The sequence below is a fragment of the Hydrogenophaga aquatica genome (genome assembly GCF_054780915.1).
On record NZ_BAAGVK010000002.1, the window covers coordinates 313,598 to 328,289 of the forward strand.

Sequence of the window (14,692 nt, forward strand, 5' to 3'; positions counted from 1 at the left end):
TGGCTCACACCAGCACCCGCTCGATGCCACCGGCGTTGGCGCGGGCCACATAGTCGGGCAGCCAGTTCTCGCCCAGGATGTGGCGCGCCATCTCGATGACGATGTAGTCCGCCTCCAGCAGGCCATTGGGCAAGTCCTCGCCATAACGGCTGAGGCCTTGCAGGCAGCTGGGGCAGCTGGTGAGGATCTTGGTGGTGCCAGGGGTGGCAGCCACACCGTTCTGCTCGGCCAGTGCCGTGAGTTGCTGGGCGTTCTTGCGCAACTCCTCTTCCTTGCGGAAGCGCACCTGCGTGGACACGTCGGGGCGGGTGACGCCCAGCGTGCCCGATTCGCCGCAGCAGCGGTCGCTCTGCAACACCGTGTCGCCCAGCAGTGCCTTGACGGTCTTGAGCGGAGCCTGCTGCTTCATGGGGCTGTGGCAGGGGTCGTGGTACAGGTAGGCGCCCTTGCCTTCCAGGGTGATGCCCTTTTCCAGCAGGTACTCGTGAATGTCGACGATGCGGCAGCCAGGGAAGATCTTCTCGAATTCATAACCCGAGAGCTGGTCGAAGCAGGTGCCGCAGCTCACCACCACGGTCTTGATGTCGAGGTAGTTGAGCGTGTTGGCCACGCGGTGGAACAACACGCGGTTGTCGGTGATGATCTTCTCGGCCTTGTCGAACTGGCCGCTGCCGCGCTGCGGGTAACCGCAGCAGAGGTAGCCCGGCGGCAACACAGTTTGCACGCCTGCATGCCACAGCATGGCCTGGGTGGCCAGGCCCACCTGGCTGAACAGGCGCTCGGAGCCGCAGCCGGGGAAGTAGAACACTGCCTCGGTGTCGCTGTTGGTGGCCTGCGGGTCGCGGATGATGGGGACGTAGTCCTTGTCCTCGATGTCCAGCAGGGCACGCGCCGTCTTGTTGGGCAGGCCGCCCGGCAGCTTCTTGTTGATGAAGTGGATGACCTGCTCTTTGATGGGCGCGGTGCCGACCGTGGCCGGAGGCGCCGAGGTCTGCTTGCGCGCCAGCCCCTTGAGCAGGTTGTTGGCCATGCGCTGCGCCTTGAAGCCCACGCCCACCATGGCGCTGCGCGCCAGCTTGATGGTTTCGGGGTTGGTGGCGTTGAGCATGAACATGGCCGCCGCGTTCCCGGGGCGGAAGCTCTTCTGGCCCATCTTGCGCAGCAGGTTGCGCATGTTCATGGACACGTCGCCAAAGTCGATCTTCACCGGGCAGGGCGTGAGGCACTTGTGGCAGACGGTGCAGTGGTCGGCCACGTCCTCGAACTCTTCCCAGTGCTTGATGCTGATGCCGCGGCGGGTCTGCTCCTCATACAGGAACGCCTCCACCAGCAGAGAGGTGGCCAGGATCTTGTTGCGCGGGCTGTAAAGCAGGTTGGCGCGCGGCACGTGGGTGGAGCACACCGGCTTGCACTTGCCGCAGCGCAGGCAGTTCTTGACCGAATCGGCGATGGCGCCGATGTCGCTCTGCTGCATGATGAGCGACTCGTACCCCATGAGGCCGAAGCTGGGGGTGTAGGCCTGGCTGAGGTCGGCCTGGCGCTGATCGGACGCGCCGAACAGGGCGCCGCCGCGCAGCAGCTTGCCCTTGTTGAAGCGGCCTTCGGGGTCGACCTTGGCCTTGTAACCGGCGAACGGGGCAATTTCCTCGTCGCTCAGGTATTCCAGCTTGGTGATGCCGATGCCGTGCTCGCCAGAGATCACGCCGTCAAGGCTGCGCGCGAGAACCATGATGCGGTCCACGGCCTCGTGCGCGGTCTGGAGCATCTCGTAGTCGTCGCTGTTGACAGGGATGTTGGTGTGCACGTTGCCGTCACCGGCGTGCATGTGCAGTGCGACCCACACGCGGCCCTTGAGCACGCGCTTGTGAATGGCCTTGCATTCGGCCAGCACGGGCGCAAACACGCTGCCGGTGAACAGCGCGGCCAGCGGTTCGCGGATCTGGGTTTTCCAGCTGGCTCGCAGGGTGTAGTCCTGCAACTGCTCGAAGAAGCTGCGGCCAGTGTCGGCCTGGGTCACGTCCAGCCCATCCATCCACTGCTGCCACAGGGCACGTGCGGCGCGGATGACGGCCAGCGCCTCTTCCGTGCGCTCCTGCACCGTCTCGGGGCTGGGCATGTCGGCCGCTTCCTCGGCCTTGCCCAGGGGCAGGTTGCCGCGCAGGAAGAAAGCTTCCAGCTCGTTGGTCAGCTTGAGCTTGTTGCGCAGGCTGAGCTCGATGTTGATGCGCTCGATGCCCAGGGTGTATTCGCCCATGCGCGGCAAGGGGATCACCACGTCTTCGTTGATCTTGAAGGCATTGGTGTGCTTGCTGATGGCCGCCGTCTTCTTGCGGTCGGCCCAGAACTTCTTGCGCGCCTCGGGGCTGATGGCGGTGAAGCCTTCGCCCGCGCGGCCGTTGGCCAGGCGCACCACCTCGCTGGCGGCACGTGCCACGGCGTCCGGGTCGTCGCCCACGATGTCGCCAATCAGCACCATCTTCGGGAAACCGCCGCGCTTGCTCTTGGTGGAATAGCCCACGGCGCGCAGGTAGCGGTCGTCCAGGTGCTCCAGGCCGGCCAGCAGCGTTCCCGAGCGTTTCTGCTCGGCGAACATGTAGTCTTTGATCTCGACGATGCTGGGCACGCCGTCCTTCGGGTTGCCGAAGAACTCCAGGCACACCGTGCGGGTGTGCTCGGGCATGCGGTGCACCACCCAGCGGGCGCTGGTGATGAGGCCGTCACAGCCCTCCTTCTGCACACCGGGCAGGCCCGCCAGGAACTTGTCGGTCACGTCCTTGCCCAGGCCTTCCTTGCGGAAGGTCTTGCCGGGAATGTCCAGCCGCTCGGTGCGGATCAGCGTCTTGCCGTCAGCCTCGAAGTACTGCAGCTCGAAGCTGGCCACTTCGGCGTCGTGGATCTTGCCCAGGTTGTGGCCGACGCGGGTGACCTGCAGCCACTGCGCGTCGGGCGTGACCATGCGCCAGCTGGCCAGGTTGTCCAGCGCGGTGCCCCACAGCACGGCCTTCTTGCCGCCTGCGTTCATGGCAATGTTGCCGCCCACGCAGGAAGCCTCGGCCGAAGTGGGGTCCACAGCGAAGACGAAACCGGCACGCTCGGCGGCGTCGGCCACGCGCTGCGTGACCACACCAGCTTCGGTCCAGATGGTGGGCACCTTGTGCTCCAGGCCCGGCAGGTCGATCTGTTCGACCTCGGTCATGGCTTCGAGCTTTTCGGTGTTGATGACCGCACTCTTCCACGTCAGGGGGATGGCGCCGCCGGTGTAGCCGGTGCCGCCCCCGCGCGGGATGATGGTGAGCCCCAGTTCGATGCAACCCTTGACGAGACCGGCCATTTCGGCCTCGGTGTCGGGGGTGAGCACGACGAAGGGGTACTCGACGCGCCAGTCGGTGGCGTCGGTGACGTGGCTGACGCGGCTCAGGCCATCGAACTTGATGTTGTCCTTGGCAGTGTGGCGGCGCAGCACCTTGCCCACGCGCTGGCGCAGGCCGGACATTTCTTCAAACATGGCGGCAAAGGCCTGCACGGCCTTCTGCGCGGCCACCAGCAGTTCACCCACCAGGGCGTCGCGGTCACCGTCTTCCTGCGGGCGGCGGCGCTTTTCGACCTCGCCCAGGCGGTGGCGCATGGCGTCCACCAGCGCGGCGCGGCGCTTGGGGTTGTCCAGCAGGTCGTCGTGCAGGTAGGGGTTGCGCTGTACCACCCAGATGTCACCCAGCACTTCATACAGCATGCGGGCGGAGCGGCCCGTGTGGCGCTCCTGACGTAGCTGGTTGAGCACTTCCCAGGCCCGGGAGCCCAGCAGGCGAATGACGATCTCCCGATCGGAAAACGAGGTGTAGTTGTACGGGATCTCGCGCAGGCGCGGCGCGTCGGACGCGGCGTCAAGCAGGTGCTGGAGGGGAGTGGGCGCGTTCATTTCTTGAGAGGGAACAGCCGGTGTGCCGGGTCGCCGATGTTACCGCAGCGCAGCATAGGCCCACCGATCTCATGGAAACCCCTGATGTCACGGAACCGCCAATGGAATGAAATAGTTTTGACATTTCCCGCGGGTACGCTGCGGCGCTTGTCTGAACCACTGAACAGGAGCGAACATGAAACACAAGCTATCCCGCCTGGTCGCAGTTCTGGCGACGGGCGTCTGCCTGGCGTCGGGAGCCCAGGCCCAGACCGAGATCCAATGGTGGCATTCGATGGGCGGCGCCCTGGGGGAATGGGTGAACGACCTGGCCAAGGACTTCAACGCCAGCCAGAAGGACTACAAGATCGTGCCGACCTTCAAGGGCAGCTACGACGAGTCGATGACGGCAGCCATTGCCGCCTTCCGCGCGGGCAATGCCCCGCACATCCTGCAGGTGTTTGAGGTGGGCACCGCCACCATGATGGCCAGCAAGGGCGCCATCGTGCCGGTGGGTGACGTGATGAAGCGGGCGGGCGTGGCGTTCGACGCCAACGCCTACGTGCCCGCCGTGGCCGGGTACTACACCGCCCCCAATGGCCAGATGCTGAGCTTCCCCTTCAACAGCTCGACGCCCGTTTTCCATTACAACATCGACGCATTCAGGGCCGCAGGACTGGACCCCGCCAAACCGCCCACCACCTGGCCCGAGGTGGCCCTGGCAGCCGCCAAGCTCAAGGCCAGCGGCCACAAGTGCCCGTTCACCACCAGCTGGATCAGCTGGACGCAGCTGGAAAGCTTCTCGGCCTGGCACAACACACTGTTTGCCACCAGGAACAACGGTTTTGGCGGGCTGGACACGCGCCTGGCCATCAACACACCGCTGCACGTGCGCCATATCGAAAACCTGGGCAACATGGCCAAGCAGGGGCTGTTCGTCTACAAGGGCCGGGGCAACGCGGCTGACGCCACCTTCGTCTCCGGCGAGTGCGCGATGATGACAGGTTCCTCGGCGCTGTACGGCAACGTCAAGCGCAACGGCAAGTTTGCCTACGGCATCGGCACCCTGCCCTACTACCCGGACGTGCCCGGCGCTCCGCAGAACACGGTGATCGGCGGCGCCAGCCTGTGGGTGATGGCGGGCAAGAAGGACGCCGAATACAAGGGCGTGGGGCAGTTCTTTGCCCACCTGTCCAAGCCCGACGTGGCAGCGGCCAGCCACCAGCGCACCGGCTACCTGCCCGTGACCACGGCCTCGTTCGAGCTGACCGACAAGTCCGGCTTCTACAAGCAGAACCCTGGCACCGACGTGTCGGTGACCCAGATGATCCGCAAGACCACCGACAAGTCGCGCGGAGTGCGTCTGGGCAACTTCGTGCAGATCCGCACCATCATCGACGAGGAAATGGAACAGGTCTGGTCAGGCCGCAAGGCGGCCAAGCAGGCCCTGGACGATGCTGTTCGCCGTGGCGACGAGCAACTGGAACGCTTCCAGCGAGCCAACAGCGGCCGTTCCTGACCCCTCCCTTGCCGGCCGGGGCCCGGGCGCCCTGGCCTGACCTTCCTCACGCCTGCCACGTGCCCTTTCGCATGCGGCAGGCGTTGACTGTTTGAAAACCATGGAAAAACGCGTCCGATTCCGGTCCTGGTGGCTTCCCTGGCTGCTGGTGGCCCCGCAGCTGGCGGTGGTGCTGGTGTTCTTCTTCTGGCCAGCGGCGCAGGCCCTGTACCAGAGCGTGCTGTCGCAGGACGCTTTCGGCATGTCCACCGAGTTCGTGGGATGGGAAAACTTCGAACGGCTCTGGAACGACGAGACCTACATCGCCTCGTTCCGCACCACCGCCGTGTTCTCGGTGTTGGTGGCGGTGGTCGGCCTGTCGCTGGCCCTGCTGCTGGCGGTGATGGCCGACCGCGTGATCAAGGGCTCGGGCGTCTACAAGACCTTGCTGATCTGGCCCTACGCGGTAGCACCGGTGGTGGCTGGCGTGCTGTGGCTGTTCATGTTCGCTTCGCCCTTCGGCACGGTGGCGCACGCGCTGCGGCTGCTGGGGCTGGACTGGAACCACCTGCTGGACCCTGACCATGCGATGGCCCTGATCGTGATGGCCGCCGTGTGGAAGCAGATCTCTTACAACTTCCTGTTTTTCCTGGCGGGGTTGCAGTCGATTCCCAAGTCACTGATCGAGGCCGCGGCCATCGACGGCGCACACCCGTGGCGGCGCTTCTGGACCATCGTGTTCCCGCTGCTTTCGCCCACCACGTTCTTTCTGCTGGTCATCAACATCGTCTACGCGTTCTTCGACACCTTCGCCATCGTCGATGCGGCCACCCAGGGCGGGCCGGGCAAGTCCACGGCCATTCTGGTCTACAAGGTGTACTACGACGGCTTCAAGGCCCTGGACATGGGCGGCTCGGCTGCGCAGTCGGTGGTGCTGATGGCCATCGTGATCACGCTGACGGTGATCCAGTTCCGATTCGTCGAGAAGAAGGTTCAATACTGACATGATGCAGCCCCCACGCTCACTTTGTTCGCTGCCCCCCGAGGGGGCTTCAGCCTCCTTGAGGCGGCTCGGCGGAGGCTGACATGATTGAGAGACGCCCCGGACTGACGTTCCTGTCGCATCTGATCCTGATCGCTGGCGTGGCGGTGGTGGCCTTCCCGGTCTACCTCACGCTGGTGGCTTCGACCCAGTCGGCCAGGGAAATTGCCTCGTCCACCCCCATGTCGCTGCTGCCGGGCAGCAACCTGTGGCACACCTACAAGGTGGCGCTCTTCGGCGGCGAAACGGAAGCTGGCAGCACGCTGGCGCCCGCGTGGCCGATGATGTGGACGAGCTTCGTGATGGCGATGGTGATCGCGATCGGCAAGATCGTGATCTCGCTGCTGTCGGCCTTTGCCATCGTGTACTTCCGCTTCCCGGCACGCAACCTGGTGTTCTGGATGATCTTCGTGACGCTGATGTTGCCTGTGGAGGTGCGCATCGGGCCGACCTACGAGGTCGTCTCGCAACTGGGCATGCTCAACAGCTACGCAGGGCTGACCATACCGCTCATCGCTTCGGCCACGGCCACCTTCCTGTTCCGCCAGTTCTTCCTGACGGTGCCGGACGAGCTGGTGGAGGCCGCCCGGGTGGACGGCGCGGGCCCCATGCGTTTCTTCTGGGACGTGCTGCTGCCCATGTCGCGCACCAGCATCGCGGCGCTGTTCGTCATCCAGTTCATCTATGGCTGGAACCAGTACCTGTGGCCGCTGCTCGTCACCACCAACGAAAACATGTACCCCATCGCGCTGGGCATCAAGCGCCTGGTCTCGGGCGAGGCCTACACCGAATGGAACGTGCTGATGGCGACCGCCTTCCTGGCCATGCTGCCGCCAGCCGCGGTGGTCATCCTCATGCAAAAGTGGTTCGTCAAGGGCCTGGTTGACACCGAAAAGTAAAAAAGACAGACAACATGGCTTCCATTACCTTCAAGAACGTCATCAAGCGCTACCACCAGGGCAAGCAGTCGCTGCAGGTCATCCACGGTGTGAACGCGCAGATCGCTGATGGCGAATTCATCGTCATCGTCGGCCCGTCGGGTTGCGGCAAGTCGACCCTGCTGCGCATGGTCGCGGGGCTGGAGGAGATTTCCGAAGGCGACATCCTTATCGGCCAGCGCGTGGTGAACAGCCTGGAGCCGGCCGAGCGCGACATTGCCATGGTGTTCCAGAACTACGCGCTCTACCCGCACATGAGCGTGTTCGACAACATGGCCTACGGCCTGAAGATCGCCAAGGTGCCCAAGGACGAGATCAAGGCCCGGGTGGACAAGGCGGCGGGCATTCTTGAGCTGTCGCACCTGCTGGAGCGCAAGCCGCGCCAGCTTTCGGGCGGGCAACGGCAGCGCGTGGCCATGGGCCGTGCCATCGTGCGCCAGCCGCAGGTGTTCCTGTTCGACGAACCGCTGTCCAACCTGGACGCCAAGCTGCGCGCCCAGACCCGCCTGGAGATCCAGAAGCTGCACCGGGAACTGGGCATTACCAGCCTGTTCGTGACGCACGACCAGGTGGAAGCCATGACGCTGGCGCAGCGCATGATTGTGATGAACGCAGGCAACATGGAGCAGTTCGGCACGCCGGAAGAGGTTTACGCCCGGCCTGCCACCACCTTTGTGGCCAGCTTCATTGGCGCTCCACCCATGAACCTGCTGCAACACGCCCCAGGCACGCGCCCCGGCGAGATTCTGGGCGTGCGGCCCGAACACCTGACCCTGGGCGACGATGGCTGGGAAGCACAGGTGGAAACGACCGAGATGCTGGGTGCGGAGCGGTTGATCTACGCCCGCGTGGGGGACGAACAGGTGATTGTGCGCACGCACACCGACCAGCCCGCACCGGGCCTGGGGCAGGTGGTGCGCATCAAGGCCCGCCCTGACCAGCTGCACCGCTTCCACGCCGACACCGGCCGGCGCATCGACGCATGAACAAGACAGCACTCCCCCACTGGCCCTACCCGCGCTGGATCGCCCACCGGGGCGCAGGCAAGCTGGCCCCGGAGAACACCCTGGCGGCCTTCCGGCTGGGGGCCGCGCATGGCTGGCGCATGTTCGAGTGCGACGTGAAGCTCAGCGCCGACGGCGTGCCGTTCCTGCTGCACGACGCCACGCTGGAACGCACCACGAATGGCCGCGGCACGGCTGGCGCGCTGGCCTGGTCTGCCCTGAAAGCGCTGGACGCCGGCAGCTGGCATGGCCCGGCCTATCAGGGTGAACGGCTGCCCACGCTGGAAGCGGTCGCCAACTTCTGCCTGGACCACGGTTATGCATTGAACATCGAGATCAAGCCCACCCCTGGGCAGGAAGACGAGACCGGCCGCGTGGTGGCACAACACGCCGAACGGCTTTGGCGGCTGCGCGGCGCCGGGGCGGGCATTCCCTGGCCGCTGCTGACCTCTTTCAGCCCCGAAGCGCTGGCGGCCGCTCGGGAAACCGCCCCTGTGTTGCCACGCGGCCTGCTGCTGCAGGAGTGGTGGCCCGGCTGGGACCAGGCTGCCAAAGAACGAGCTTGCGCGGCGATCGTGGCACACCACCCGATCTGGACGCCAGATACGGTTCAACAGGTGCATGCCAACGGCTGGCGCGCGCTGAGCTACACCGTCAACGACGAAGAAACAGCCCAGCGACTTTGGGCCTTGGGCCTGGACGGCTTGATCACCGACGCGGTGGACCGGTTCGAGCCGCGCGGCTGAGGGCGGCCGGGCGGGCAGGGCTCATGCCCCCCACGCTTCGCTGCCCCCCGAGGGGGCTTTCATCGCCTTGGGGCGGCCCGGCGGCGACTCAGTGCCTGCGCAGCCACCACGCCGTGCTGCCCATGACCAGCACCAGAGCGGCATAGGTGGCCATCCTGCCGTCGCGCCCGTACCAGGCCAGCCCGATCATGAGAACCCCCATGCCCACCCCGCCGAGCACAAGCCACACGTGCAGGAAGCGGCGCGCAGCGGGGCCGGTCAGACGCAGGCCGCGCCACCCCACCACGCCAGGCGTGAGCAGGCCAGCCAAGGCCACCGCAGGCAGCAGGAAGTTGATGACGTGGAAGAAAAGGTCGAGGATGCCCATGAATTGCGCGTCAGGCGCCAAGGTAGTGCGGTCAATTTTATAATCCACGCCTTATGGCTGTCTGGGCGCTCGGCATCAACCACCAAACCGCTCCGCTCGATCTGCGCGGAAGGTTTGCGTTCGCCCTCGATCAGCTCCCCCCGACGCTGCAGCGCTTCCGCACCGCCCTGGTGCGGGAACCGGAAGCCACACTGCTGTCCACCTGCAACCGCACCGAAATCTACTGCGCCGCTGACGAGCCCGCGCTGGAGTCCACCCTCAACTGGCTGGCCGAGACCGGTGGCGTGCCGCCGCATGTGCTGCGTGAGCATGCCTACCTGCTGCGTGACGACGAGGCCGCGCGCCATGCCTTCCGCGTGGCCAGCGGCCTGGACAGCATGGTGCTGGGTGAGGCGCAGATCCTGGGTCAGATGAAGGACGCCGTGCGCGTGGCCGATGAGGTCGGCGCCCTGGGCACCACGCTGCACCAGCTGTTCCAGCGCTCCTTTGCCGTGGCCAAGCAGGTGCGCAGCTCCACCGAGATCGGCGCCCACTCCATCAGCATGACGGCCGCCGCCGTGCGCCTGGCTGGCCAGTTGTTCGAGGACCTGAAGGACATCCGCGTGCTCTTCGTGGGCGCGGGCGAGATGATCGAACTGGCCGCCACGCACTTCGCGGCCAAGACACCCAAGTCCATGGCCATAGCCAACCGCACGCTGGAGCGTGGCGAAAAACTGGCTGGCCGGTTTGGCGCCGAGGTGATGCGCCTGTCCGACCTGCCCGAACGCCTGCACGAGTTCGACGCCGTCATCAGCTGCACCGCCAGCACCCTGCCCCTGATCGGCCTGGGTGCCGTGGAACGCGCGCTGAAGAAACGCCGCCACCGCCCCATGTTCATGGTGGACCTGGCCGTGCCGCGCGATATCGAGGTGGAAGTCAAGCACCTGGACGACGTGTACCTTTACACCGTGGACGACTTGGCCGCCGTGGTGCAGACCGGCAAGGACAACCGCCAGGCAGCCGTGGCGCAGGCCGAGGCCATCATCGACGCCGGGGTGCAGAGCTTCATGCACTGGATGCAGCAGCGCGACCCCCGGCACGGCACGGTCAACCTGATCCGCCAGATCAATGCGCAGGCCGACGCCTGGCGTGCCAACGAGATCGCCCGCGCCCGCAAGCTGCTGGCCAGGGGCGACGACATCGACACCGTGCTGGAGGCCCTGTCGCGCGGGCTGACCCAGAAGATGCTGCACGGCACCCTGGCCGAACTGCACGCAGGCGACGAACGCACCCGCCAGGCCACCGCTGAAACCGTCTCGCGCCTGTTCCTGCGCGGCGGCGGTGAGCGGGGATGAAACCCTTCGTCCGCGACACCCTGGAACGCCAGCGCCTGCGTCTGCACGAGCTGGACGCCCTGTTGAGCGCGCCCGACGCCGTGGCGGACATGGAGCGCTTTCGCAAGCTGACGCGCGAACACGCCGACACCGACGCCGTGGTGCAGCCCTACCTGCGCTACCTGCAACGCGAAGCCGACCTGCGCGAGGCCGAAGCCATGTGCCGGGACAGTGACGCCGACATGGCCGCCATGGCGCAGGACGAGGCCGCACAGGCCCAGGCCGACCTGGCCGCGCTGGACACCGAACTGCAGACCCTGCTGCTGCCCAAGGACCCCGACGACGAGCGCCACGCCTTCCTGGAAATCCGCGCGGGCACGGGTGGTGACGAGGCGGCCCTTTTCGCGGGCGACCTGGCGCGCATGTACACCCGCTACGCCGAACGGCAGGGCTGGCGTGTGGAGGTGATGAGCGAGTCCCCCAGCGAACTGGGCGGCTACAAGGAGGTGGTGCTGCGTGTGCTGGGCCACCACGCCTACGGGCGGCTGCGCTTCGAGTCGGGCGGCCACCGCGTGCAGCGCGTGCCTGCCACAGAATCGCAGGGCCGCATCCACACCAGTGCCTGCACGGTGGCCGTGCTGCCCGAGCCCGACGAAGCCCAGGCCGTGCAGATCAACCCTGCGGACCTGCGCATCGACACCTTCCGCGCCAGCGGCGCGGGCGGCCAGCACATCAACAAGACCGACTCTGCCGTGCGCGTGACGCACCTGCCCACGGGCATCGTGGCCGAGTGCCAGGACGACCGCAGCCAGCACCGCAACAAGGCCAAGGCCCTGCAGGTGCTGCTGGCGCGTCTGCAGGAAAAGGAACGCAACGAGCGCGAGGCCAAGGAAGCCGCCACCCGCAAGGGCCTGGTGGGCAGCGGCGACCGCAGCGACCGCATCCGCACCTACAACTTCCCCCAGGGCCGCGTGACCGACCACCGCATCAACCTCACGCTGTACAAGCTGACCTTCGTGATGGAAGGTGACCTGGACGAAGTCGTTCACGCCCTGCAGGTGGCACGTGGCGCCGAGATGCTGGCCGAGTTGGAAGACCGCGCCGGTAACGGCGCGCTGGCATGACACATCACCGAACAACGGTGCGGGACGCGTTGCAGGCAGCGCGCCAGACCGGGCTGGACCGGCTGGACGCCCAGGTGCTGCTGCTGCACTGCCTGGGGCGCGAGCACCACGACCGCGCCTGGCTGATTGCGCACGACAGCGACACCCTGCCCACGGAGGCAGCTGAACGGTTCACCGCGCTGTGCCAGCGTCGGCTGACAGGCGAGCCTGTGGCCTACCTGGTGGGGCAGCGCGAATTCCATGGGCTCACGCTGCAGGTGGACGCCCGCGTGCTGGACCCACGCCCCGACACCGAAACCCTGGTGGACTGGGCGCTGGATGTGCTGGCAGGCCAGACTGCCCCCACCGTGCTGGACCTGGGCACCGGCAGCGGCGCCATTGCCCTGGCGCTGCAACACCGCCGTCCCGATGCACAGGTGTGGGCTGTGGACGCGAGCGCCGACGCGCTGGCAGTGGCACAAGGCAACGCCACGCGTCTGGGCCTGCCGGTGCGTTTTCGGCTGGGCCACTGGCTGCGTGGTTGGCCCACGGGCACCACCGACACCCCGCCCGCCCGCTTCGACATGATCGTGAGCAACCCACCCTACATCCGCGCCGACGACCCGCACCTGGCCGCGCTCACGCACGAACCCATGCAGGCCCTGGCCAGCGGCGCCGACGGCCTGGACGACATCCGCGAGATCGTGGTGCAGGCGCGCGCACACCTGCGGCCGGGCGGCCACCTGCTGCTGGAACACGGCTGGGACCAGGGCGCGGACGTGGCCCATCTGCTGAACATGTCGGGTTACCGCCAGATCGCGCACCGGCAAGACCTGGCCGGACACGTGCGCTGCACCGGTGCAGCCTGGCCGGGCCAACCCACACCGTTTTGAGGGGACTCCCCGCAACGGGGATAATCCGGGGCATGGGACACGCGGCCGGTGGCCGCACCCACTTTTTGGAAACGGCAACCATGAGCGATACCCAGCAACGCATCGACCAACTGGTCAAGAACAACGACATCGTGCTCTTCATGAAAGGCACGGCGAGCTTCCCCATGTGCGGCTTTTCCGGCCGCGCGGTGCAAATCCTCAAGGCCTGTGGCGTCGAGCCGCGCACGCTGACCACCGTCAACGTGCTGGAAGACCAGGAAGTCCGCCAGGGCATCAAGGAATACAGCAACTGGCCGACCATTCCCCAGCTGTACATCAAGGGCGAATTCATCGGCGGCTCCGACATCATGATGGAGATGTACGAATCCGGCGAGCTGCAGCAGCTCATCGGCGGCAACGGCGTCTGAATTTCGCAACTGGCGGGTTTACCGGGGTTTTTCCGGCATTGAATGCTGGCACGGGCTGTGCTTGAATGAAAGCACAGTGTCGTGAAGGAGATTCCGATGAGCTCGACCAGCCTCACCGTACCGTCTCTCGGGCTGCCCATTGCCCGCATGCGCAGCGTGTTCCGCGCCGACGACGTGGAACGCAAACTGGCCAAGCTGCAGGCCCAGGGCAACGAACGCGAACACGAAAGCCTGCGCTCCACCTACGAGCGCATGTTGGAACGCGGGCCGCAGCGCTTCGCGGTCAAGCCTTCGGGCGTGCCCGACATGGCCGCCCTCTACGACCAGCTCCCCAACTTCGGCGAACCGCTGGACGACCTGCGCCGCCACGTGGCGCTGAGCCAGGACAGCCAGGACAACCTGGAACTCACCCCCATGCTGCTGCTGGGTCCACCCGGGGTGGGCAAGACGCACTTCGCACGCAAGGTAGCCGACCTGCTGGGCACCACCATGAACCTGGTGCCCATGAGTTCCATGACGGCGGGCTGGTTGCTGTCGGGCTCGTCATCGCAGTGGAAAGGCGCCCGCCCAGGCAAGGTGTTCGAGGCCCTGGTGGACGGGCAATACGCCAACCCGGTGATCGTGGTGGACGAGATCGACAAGGCCAGCGCCGATGCCCAGTACGACCCGCTGGGTGCGCTTTACAGCCTGCTGGAACACGACACGGCACAGCACTTCATCGACGAATTCGCCGAGGTGCCTATCGACGCCAGCCAGGTGATCTGGATCACCACCGCCAACGACGAGCGTGGCATCCCCGAGCCCATCCTGAACCGCATGAACGTGTTCCAGATCGACACTCCGAGTCTGGAGGCCGCCCGCCAGATCGCGCGGCAGATCTACCAGGGCCTGCGTGACGAGCACGACTGGGGCCGCCTGTTCGCCGAGGAACCTGCCGATGACGTGCTGGACCAGCTGGCCACGCTGGCCCCGCGCGAGATGCGGCGTGCGCTGATGACCGGCTTTGGCAACGCCCGGCTGGCCAGGCGCGACGCGATCGAGGTGACGGACCTGCCCCGGCCAGGCAACGGCAAGACGCGCATCGGTTTCGTGCAGTAACGGGCCTGTGCCGCCCACGGGGCACGGCACCCCCCGAAAACCCGACATGTTGACAGGTTTGGCAACTCGGGACTACGGTTGCGCTGCCACTGGCGCTTCATGGCCGCAAGGCCACGCCACTGGCACAACATCAGAGAGGATGCACCATGAAACACATCGTTCTGGCACTTGGAGTGCTTGTCTCGGCGCCCTTGGCCCTGGCGCACGGATGCCCCGCAGAGATGGCCGCAATCGACGCCAAACTGGCCACCCAGCCCACGCTCGACGAAGCGACCCTGACGAGAGTCAAGCAGTTGCGTGCCGGTGGCGAAGCGGCCCACAACTCGGGGGCGCACGATGACTCGATGAAGCTGCTGGGCGAGGCGAAGAAGCTGCTAGGCATCTGAAC

Annotated in this window: 13 protein-coding genes; 11 read left to right on the forward strand and 2 right to left on the reverse strand. The window is 66.2% G+C overall.

From position 1 onward, the window contains the following. Positions 1-4 precede the first annotated feature (4 nt). Positions 5-3,916, reverse strand: coding sequence for a DUF3683 domain-containing protein (locus ACYVHH_RS02640; RefSeq protein WP_460563467.1), 3,912 nt, complete (start codon positions 3,914-3,916; stop codon positions 5-7). Between the two features lie 175 nt (positions 3,917-4,091). On the opposite strand from ACYVHH_RS02640, the gene ugpB reads away from it, so the two are divergent. The 5 genes from ugpB (at position 4,092) to ugpQ (ending at position 9,123) form a co-directional block, all read left to right on the forward strand. Beyond that, positions 4,092-5,414: a sn-glycerol-3-phosphate ABC transporter substrate-binding protein UgpB gene (gene ugpB / locus ACYVHH_RS02645; protein WP_460563468.1), complete on the forward strand. Its 1,323-nt coding sequence runs from the start codon at positions 4,092-4,094 to the stop codon at positions 5,412-5,414. Between the two features lie 100 nt (positions 5,415-5,514). Next, positions 5,515-6,396: a sn-glycerol-3-phosphate ABC transporter permease UgpA gene (gene ugpA / locus ACYVHH_RS02650; protein ID WP_460563469.1), complete on the forward strand. Its 882-nt coding sequence runs from the start codon at positions 5,515-5,517 to the stop codon at positions 6,394-6,396. An 83-nt stretch (positions 6,397-6,479) separates the two neighbouring features. After that, the gene (gene ugpE / locus ACYVHH_RS02655; RefSeq protein ID WP_460563470.1) at positions 6,480-7,334 is read left to right on the forward strand and encodes a sn-glycerol-3-phosphate ABC transporter permease UgpE; all 855 of its coding nucleotides are present in this window, start codon (positions 6,480-6,482) and stop codon (positions 7,332-7,334) included. A gap of 14 nt (positions 7,335-7,348) precedes the next feature. Next, positions 7,349-8,359: a sn-glycerol-3-phosphate ABC transporter ATP-binding protein UgpC gene (gene ugpC / locus ACYVHH_RS02660; RefSeq protein ID WP_460563471.1), complete on the forward strand. Its 1,011-nt coding sequence runs from the start codon at positions 7,349-7,351 to the stop codon at positions 8,357-8,359. Next, a complete protein-coding gene (ugpQ, locus tag ACYVHH_RS02665) occupies positions 8,356-9,123 on the forward strand; it encodes a glycerophosphodiester phosphodiesterase (protein ID WP_460563472.1) in 768 nt (255 codons plus the stop codon). Before ugpC ends, ugpQ begins: the two co-directional genes overlap by 4 nt. Before the next feature lie 88 nt (positions 9,124-9,211). Here the strand turns inward: ugpQ and ACYVHH_RS02670 are convergent, their stop codons facing one another. Continuing rightward, positions 9,212-9,490, reverse strand: a complete 279-nt coding sequence (locus tag ACYVHH_RS02670) for a hypothetical protein (RefSeq protein ID WP_460563473.1) — start codon at positions 9,488-9,490, stop codon at positions 9,212-9,214. Positions 9,491-9,543: 53 nt separating this feature from the next. Between ACYVHH_RS02670 and hemA the strand changes: the two genes are divergently transcribed. From hemA to ACYVHH_RS02700, 6 genes are all read left to right on the forward strand, one after another. Beyond that, entirely contained in the window at positions 9,544-10,824 is a 1,281-nt protein-coding gene (gene hemA, locus ACYVHH_RS02675) for a glutamyl-tRNA reductase (RefSeq protein ID WP_460563474.1), read from the forward strand. Beyond that, a complete protein-coding gene (prfA, locus tag ACYVHH_RS02680) occupies positions 10,821-11,927 on the forward strand; it encodes a peptide chain release factor 1 (protein ID WP_460563475.1) in 1,107 nt (368 codons plus the stop codon). Before hemA ends, prfA begins: the two co-directional genes overlap by 4 nt. Beyond that, the gene (gene prmC, locus ACYVHH_RS02685) at positions 11,924-12,799 is read left to right on the forward strand and encodes a peptide chain release factor N(5)-glutamine methyltransferase (protein ID WP_460563476.1); all 876 of its coding nucleotides are present in this window, start codon (positions 11,924-11,926) and stop codon (positions 12,797-12,799) included. The genes prfA and prmC overlap by 4 nt, the downstream gene beginning before the upstream one ends. Before the next feature lie 80 nt (positions 12,800-12,879). After that, entirely contained in the window at positions 12,880-13,206 is a 327-nt protein-coding gene (gene grxD, locus ACYVHH_RS02690; protein ID WP_460563477.1) for a Grx4 family monothiol glutaredoxin, read from the forward strand. Positions 13,207-13,302: 96 nt separating this feature from the next. Further along, positions 13,303-14,304 (forward strand): AAA family ATPase, encoded by a 1,002-nt coding sequence (locus ACYVHH_RS02695; protein WP_460563478.1) that lies wholly within the window; start codon positions 13,303-13,305, stop codon positions 14,302-14,304. A gap of 146 nt (positions 14,305-14,450) precedes the next feature. After that, on the forward strand, positions 14,451-14,690 hold the full coding sequence (locus tag ACYVHH_RS02700; RefSeq protein ID WP_460563479.1) for a hypothetical protein: 240 nt from the start codon (positions 14,451-14,453) through the stop codon (positions 14,688-14,690). Positions 14,691-14,692 lie beyond the last annotated feature (2 nt).

Excerpts from the sequence above, each read along its gene's own strand:
- ACYVHH_RS02640 (WP_460563467.1), bottom strand. The coding sequence starts at position 3,916 with ATGAACGCGCCCACTCCCCTCCAGCACCTGCTTGACGCCGCGTCCGAC.
- ugpB (WP_460563468.1), top strand. The coding sequence starts at position 4,092 with ATGAAACACAAGCTATCCCGCCTGGTCGCAGTTCTGGCGACGGGCGTC.
- ugpA (WP_460563469.1), top strand. The coding sequence starts at position 5,515 with ATGGAAAAACGCGTCCGATTCCGGTCCTGGTGGCTTCCCTGGCTGCTG.
- ugpE (WP_460563470.1), top strand. The coding sequence starts at position 6,480 with ATGATTGAGAGACGCCCCGGACTGACGTTCCTGTCGCATCTGATCCTG.
- ugpC (WP_460563471.1), top strand. The coding sequence starts at position 7,349 with ATGGCTTCCATTACCTTCAAGAACGTCATCAAGCGCTACCACCAGGGC.
- ugpQ (WP_460563472.1), top strand. The coding sequence starts at position 8,356 with ATGAACAAGACAGCACTCCCCCACTGGCCCTACCCGCGCTGGATCGCC.
- ACYVHH_RS02670 (WP_460563473.1), bottom strand. The coding sequence starts at position 9,490 with ATGGGCATCCTCGACCTTTTCTTCCACGTCATCAACTTCCTGCTGCCT.
- hemA (WP_460563474.1), top strand. The coding sequence starts at position 9,544 with ATGGCTGTCTGGGCGCTCGGCATCAACCACCAAACCGCTCCGCTCGAT.
- prfA (WP_460563475.1), top strand. The coding sequence starts at position 10,821 with ATGAAACCCTTCGTCCGCGACACCCTGGAACGCCAGCGCCTGCGTCTG.
- prmC (WP_460563476.1), top strand. The coding sequence starts at position 11,924 with ATGACACATCACCGAACAACGGTGCGGGACGCGTTGCAGGCAGCGCGC.
- grxD (WP_460563477.1), top strand. The coding sequence starts at position 12,880 with ATGAGCGATACCCAGCAACGCATCGACCAACTGGTCAAGAACAACGAC.
- ACYVHH_RS02695 (WP_460563478.1), top strand. The coding sequence starts at position 13,303 with ATGAGCTCGACCAGCCTCACCGTACCGTCTCTCGGGCTGCCCATTGCC.
- ACYVHH_RS02700 (WP_460563479.1), top strand. The coding sequence starts at position 14,451 with ATGAAACACATCGTTCTGGCACTTGGAGTGCTTGTCTCGGCGCCCTTG.